We start from the raw sequence: 6,000 nt of genomic DNA on the forward strand, positions 1-6,000 counted from the left end.
CATCACAATATGAAGCTTTTTATTATACGTTATTATACGCCTGTTGATTTTAAAAAATCGTTACTAATAGATAAAAAGTATGAATAAAATGTTATATTTATTAGTATTATTATATGCTTTTTGTAAATTTAAAATTTATAAGTATCTGTTTATCATCATATTAAATTTAACAACATCAAACCATAGTTCCAAAGAAAAATTTGATATTCATCAGATAGATTTAGCTTTAATTTCTTATAAAAGATTCAGAGATAAATCAGCTCCATTACTATTTAATTTTCTTCATTTCAAATCATGCAACGCTACATTTTTTGTTGATTGAATACTGAATCACTATTGCGATAAGGCTTTTAAAAACATGAAAAAATTATTGTCATTTCACCATAAACTTTTAAAAATTAGATTAGATCTCTTGCGAAAGTCATTATTGCAAGTTTATCCGGTTTACGAGTGCAGCAATTAAGTTAATGCGTAAGCCGAATCTTTTCCGTCTATTTCGATAGCGTTCACTTAATATTCTAAATGTTTTCAATTGACTATTAATGTGTTCGATCACAACTCGTATTTTTCCAATCATTTTATTGTACCTTTTCTCAACATCAAATAAGGGTAAATTCTTCTTTTTCTTTATTGGTATCAATAATTTAAAGCCATCTTGCTCTAATCCGTAGTACCCTAAATCGGTCATAACATATTCACAATGTTTGAATTTCTTAACCGTTTTTCTTGCCAATTTAATATCATGCTGACTGCCATTCGATATATCTAGCCCTATGATTTGTTTGCTGTTCGGATGATAGATCACTTGTGCTTTTAGCGTATGTTTCTTCTTTTTACCACTGTAGAACTTACTCTGATTTTTTTTTCGGGCGTTCTATTAAACATTCTGTCGCATCAATAATTACCCAGTTAAAGTGTTCGTCTGCTGTGGTAATGCTTCGTTTTGGCAGAGTAAAACGTCTTGATTTCATCAATGCATCTTCAACCTTTTTAATGGTTCGATTCACATTACTTTCAGCGATATGGTAATTTGCCGCTAATTCCAGTTGAGTGCTGTAGTTCCGTAAGTAATTGAGAGTTAATAACAACTGATCCTCTATATCTAAAGTATGAGGACGACCTGATTTCTTTTTGAGTGATTCTGCTTTTTCTAAAACCTCTACCATTTCAGTAAAAACTTGTCGAGGTACGCCAACCAAGCGTTTGAATTCAGAATCTGAAAAACGATTTAATTTCTGATATCTCATGAAATTTATATTGAGGTGGTTTTTACTTTCGCAAGAGGTCTATTATGCTAAAGTTATTCTGATAAGAAATTGCGTCGCTTTAAAACAATAATCTAGCTTAATAGACGAGAACAAGCATGAAAGGTTCAATCCTTGATTTTTCTATTCAACACAATACCGGTTTTATCTCGGGGGATGATAATCAGCGCTATAGCTTTAATGGCGCAGACTGGCGTAGTGAGCGTCCACCTTCACGCGGTGATCGGGTCGATTTTATCGTCAATACCGCGGGTGAAGCATCTGAGGTTTATTTAACCTCAGGCAGTTCTATTTATCTGGGAGAAAAAATTTCCAGTCAGCTTGGCAAATATTCAAATCTGGATCAAGCCGAGGAAAATTACAGCAGCATTGACTGGTTTGTAAAATGTCTGACCAACTATGCAAACTTTTCCGGCCGTGCACGCCGTAAAGAATTTTGGTTCTTTATGCTGTTTTGTGTAATTTTAGGCATTGTTGCTGAGGTAATTGATACAGTTTTAGGCACTAAACCGCTGGTGAATAGCCTGCTTAATCTGGCACTTCTAGTCCCAAGTCTGGCCGTTGGCGCGCGTCGCTTGCATGATGTAGGACGCTCTGGTTGGTGGCAATTACTGACGCTTACCGTGATTGGCATACTGGTACTGATCTGGTGGTGGGCAACTGAAACCAAGCAACAAAACAATGAGTATGGTGCTCCTGCCAAATAACCGAACCTTACAAATCCCGTCTTGATGCGGGATTTGTTTATCGATTATTTAATGACTAAATATCAGCAAAATCAGACTTTCTCCATGCTGCAAGATCAATTAGTGAAATTTCCAGATGCTGTATGGGTGCAAATCTATAAAGATAAAATGCAGCTGATGAATATAGATGGCACGATTACGCATACTCTGCTACCCGATGTGCCTTATGCCCATCCGCGGAGTATTATTGCCGACTTTGATGCAGCCGCGGTGACGCTGAAACGGCTGTTACCATCGTCAATGATGAAGAAACTATTTAGCTCTATAGCACTGCTGCAAATTATGGATCTGCCTGAAGACGGTTTAACCGAAGTTGAAAAGCGCGCGTTACTCGAACTCGGTTATGAAAGTAGCGTGCAAAATGTCATCCTGTTTGACCATGCAGGAAATGCACTGACCAAAGCCAGAGTTCCACCCCAACATCGAATGACGATCATCAATATTTTACTGGTGATTATCATTATGGTGGTGTTGGCATCGACCTGGTTTTTGACGCTTTAAATGTTCTTGTAAGAGCAAAAATCCCGCACGCTGCGGGATTTTTATTGAGATAACAATCTAATAAGAGAGTTGATCTGTATAGATGTAGCAGCTTATAGACAAAATATCTCTAAAAATCAGCTCAAATAAAATAAGCAAAAATTAGGGTTTATTTAAAATAATCTAGCAACTGATTAAAGCGGTCTATTTGATATTTAGGCTGTGCCAGTGCTAACTCTTCCTGACTACCATAACCATAATTTACCGCAATAGTATCAATACCATTTTGACGGGCACCAAAAATGTCATGCTCACGGTCACCCACCATCAGGCATTGATCGGCCTGTAATTTTTGCTGCTCTAAAATATACTGAATCAGCTCAGCTTTATTGGTTCGCTCGCCATTCAGCTCACTACCATAAATGTCGGTAAAATACTGGGCCAGATCAAAATGTTCCAGAATCTGTTTGGCATACACTGTCGGTTTTGCTGTAGCGACAAACAAGCGATAACCACGGCGTTTCAGTTCTGCCAGCGTTTCTGCTACACCCTCAAAAACATGATTTTCATAGAGACCCTTGACTGCAAAGCGCTCCCGATAACCCATCAAGGCCTGTTCAGCCAGAACATGATCGGCCTCAACATTTAAAATTTTGGCAAGCGAGGCTTTTAAGGGCGGACCAATAATCCAGTCGATATTGATCTCGTCACTAATCGGATGACCGATCTTTTCCAGACCATAGCGTGCAGACGTCGTAATCCCCACTTTCGGATCGGTTAATGTCCCATCCAGATCAATTAAAATATTCTTAATCACCGCCCATCCCCTCTCATTAGTACCGATATAAATTAATATCGAGAGTTCATTCAAATTTGCCTATACTAATGCAATTTTAGTGAATGAAGGACATCATTTTGCGCCCTACCGTACTTTGCTTTTCCGGTTTAGACCCTTCAGGTGGAGCCGGCCTTCAAGCAGATATTGAAGCCATTGGTCAAAGTGGTGCACATGCGGCAATTGCCTGCACAGCCCTCACTATTCAAAATTCACAGCAGGTTTTTGGTTTCGAAGCCACTTCCAGAGAATTGCTGTTGGCACAGGCCAATGCGGTGGTCAATGACCTGCCCATTCGTTGCGTAAAATCTGGCATGTTAGGCACCACAGACAATATCGCAGCACTGGCCGAGTTTCTGGCTGCACATCCAGATTATCTGTATGTGCTGGATCCGGTTTTGGTCGCGAATAGTGGCGGTTCGCTGGGTAATCAAGAAACGCTAGTCAAAGCATTTACCCAGTTGATTCCATTAGCCACTATCTTAACGCCGAACACGGTTGAACTACGCGCCCTGACGGGTGAGCAAGACCTCAAACTGGCCACTCAAAAATTATTTGAAATGGGTGCACAGGCAGTTTTGGTCAAAGGTGGCCATGAAGATACGCCAGATTACATTCAGAACAGCCTATATATCGCAGGTGAGCTGGTCAACGAAACTCGCTGTCCACGTCTGCCAGGTGAATATCATGGTTCAGGCTGTTCACTGGCCAGTTTCATTGCCGGACGTCTGGCCATGGGTGATCAGTTGAAAACTGCGGTACAGCATGCTGAAACCTGGTTATTTGGGGTATTAAAAAATGCTGAAATTCCTGTTCCAAATGGCCAGAGAATTCCAAAGCGTTTTTAAGATCACACTTCTTAAAATCAAAACTAAAAAAGCCTGAGTCATTCAGGCTTTTTTATCACTGCTATTTTTTAAACAATACTATTTGGCCTGATAAATGATTTTGCTTACATAGGTCGGTAAATTCCAAGCACCACCGGCGAAGCCTTTGCATTGTACGGTCAGACCACTGAAGCTTTTGACAAATTTCTTGCCATTCCAGGCCCATTCGTTCTGACTCAGACAATCGCCCAAACCACGCACTTTATGCCCGGAAAATATCTGGCCTTGGTTAAATGTTTCTCCCGAGGTCGTCACCAACTGTTTAAATTGCTTGTTTCGATCCATCAGCCAGAAGCCACTACCCATATTATAAGCCCCACGCCAGCATGGAATCTGAATCAGTTGATTCTGGGCATTAATGGGATAAATGGTCATAACATCATCATCCAGAAAACGCTGGCTAAACAGCAAATCACATTGATCTTCCTTGGTGGTGGCTTGCAGTTTTCGAATCATCTGCTGACTTGTTGCCGTATTCAGTTTTGCTTGAGTGACTTTGCCTGACTGATATTTTGGTATCTGAATTTTCGGTATCGCTGCAGCTTTGAGCACCGCCTGATTGGATTTTTTCCCCGGCCTGATCAAGGCTGAGGGCGTAGAAAGTCGACGCTGAAATTCATCCATCTTGAGTAAAACGGCACTGGCACCGGAAGTCGACAGGTTCCAGCGTGATTGCGTATTCTTAAATACAACCGGAGCTGTTCCCTGTACAGCTTTTAGCAAGGCTCGCGTTTGATCAGTACTGAGTTGCCCTATTCCCTCCCGATTCAGACCAATCACACCATAAGGTGTGCTGGCAATTTGTAGCTGAAGCTGTCGTGTAGGTGTGGCAGCAGCTAAGGGTAAAATCTGGACTTGGGCTTTGATACTACTGTTTGCACCCGCAGCACGCTCTAGTAGCACCGAAACCGGCTGATCAATATCTTGATCCGATTGATAACCGGCAGCGCGGCAGGTGCCGGTATTATCACAGGAAATTTCCCAGTCTTTATGTAAAAAATGCAGTCCCTGAATAGCAGCCAGACTCCATGAACTGATACTGGCTAGACCAAATGTGATACTCATGATTTTGATGCTGTAGATCCATTTTTGTTTCATCATTTAGTCCTTATTTAAAACGCTTGCCGAGGTAGCAGGCTGCATCTGCTCAATCTGCTTCTGTTTATCTTTTTTCTTGCGCTCATTGCTCAGGGTCGCCATTAAATCCTGCGCCAAAGCCTTAAGCAGAATCATATCTTCGGCCTGCATCTGTCTCGGTTGTTTATCCAGCAGACATAGACTCCCAAGCGCAATTCCATTTTTATCTTTTAAAGGCACACCAGCATAGAAACGGATATGATGCTGTCTTAATTCTGACAGATGTGGAAAGCGCGGGTCACGCTGCAAGTCTTCTATCACCAAAGGCTCATTCTGATAGAGCAAATGGGTGCAGACTGAATCCTTGCACATTTGTCGGGTTGCAACAGGCTCCTGAGTAAAAGGACTGATTGGAATATACATTTCATGCTGATTCAGCCAGGAAATTTGTGCGTAATCAACGTCAAAGGCTTGACGGGCTTCTTCAATATATTGTTTATAAAGGGTCTGATGACGATGATCCAATAACCCCAATTCATTTAAAGCCTGCTGCCGTTCTTTTTCATTCTTGATCTCCAGATTCTCAAACTGAACCGTACCGGGTTTGTCGGAGACTTTTTTATTTAAGTTAGGCCACCTGACCTAACGGATTAATCTTATCATAGTACATTGCTTCAAACTCAAAAGGCGATACATAACCCAGTGCACTG

The 6,000-nt window shown here is 41.0% G+C and carries 7 protein-coding genes; 3 read left to right on the top strand and 4 right to left on the bottom strand.

What is annotated here, in order from left to right:
* Positions 1 to 424: 424 nt before the first annotated feature.
* A protein-coding gene (locus AC1P5O_RS08255) for an IS5 family transposase (RefSeq protein ID WP_155861554.1) occupies positions 425 to 1,247 on the bottom strand; the annotation gives its coding sequence in 2 pieces (ribosomal slippage) (positions 425 to 865 and positions 867 to 1,247; 822 coding nt in all).
* Positions 1,248 to 1,363: 116 nt separating this feature from the next.
* On the opposite strand from AC1P5O_RS08255, the gene AC1P5O_RS08260 reads away from it, so the two are divergent.
* Both AC1P5O_RS08260 and AC1P5O_RS08265 read left to right on the top strand, forming a co-directional pair.
* Positions 1,364 to 1,972 carry a DUF805 domain-containing protein gene (locus AC1P5O_RS08260; protein ID WP_004732088.1) on the top strand — a complete coding sequence of 203 codons (609 nt, stop codon included), beginning with the start codon at positions 1,364 to 1,366 and terminating at the stop codon, positions 1,970 to 1,972.
* Positions 1,973 to 2,023: 51 nt separating this feature from the next.
* Entirely contained in the window at positions 2,024 to 2,512 is a 489-nt protein-coding gene (locus tag AC1P5O_RS08265) for a hypothetical protein (protein ID WP_218947120.1), read from the top strand.
* Positions 2,513 to 2,660: 148 nt separating this feature from the next.
* On the opposite strand, the gene AC1P5O_RS08270 is transcribed toward AC1P5O_RS08265, so the two are convergent.
* Positions 2,661 to 3,308 (bottom strand): HAD family hydrolase, encoded by a 648-nt coding sequence (locus tag AC1P5O_RS08270; RefSeq protein ID WP_004645903.1) that lies wholly within the window; start codon positions 3,306 to 3,308, stop codon positions 2,661 to 2,663.
* A gap of 83 nt (positions 3,309 to 3,391) precedes the next feature.
* Between AC1P5O_RS08270 and AC1P5O_RS08275 the strand changes: the two genes are divergently transcribed.
* Positions 3,392 to 4,174, top strand: a complete 783-nt coding sequence (locus tag AC1P5O_RS08275; RefSeq protein ID WP_004732090.1) for a hydroxymethylpyrimidine/phosphomethylpyrimidine kinase — start codon at positions 3,392 to 3,394, stop codon at positions 4,172 to 4,174.
* A gap of 78 nt (positions 4,175 to 4,252) precedes the next feature.
* Here AC1P5O_RS08275 and AC1P5O_RS08280 read toward each other — a convergent pair whose 3' ends face one another.
* Complete coding sequence (locus AC1P5O_RS08280) at positions 4,253 to 5,278, bottom strand: DUF1176 domain-containing protein (RefSeq protein WP_499005964.1); 1,026 nt, start codon at positions 5,276 to 5,278, stop codon at positions 4,253 to 4,255.
* Between the two features lie 36 nt (positions 5,279 to 5,314).
* Positions 5,315 to 5,815: a GAF domain-containing protein gene (locus tag AC1P5O_RS08285; protein WP_252509887.1), complete on the bottom strand. Its 501-nt coding sequence runs from the start codon at positions 5,813 to 5,815 to the stop codon at positions 5,315 to 5,317.
* Between the last annotated feature and the right edge of the window lie 185 nt (positions 5,816 to 6,000).

Source organism: Prolinoborus fasciculus (assembly GCF_056724605.1).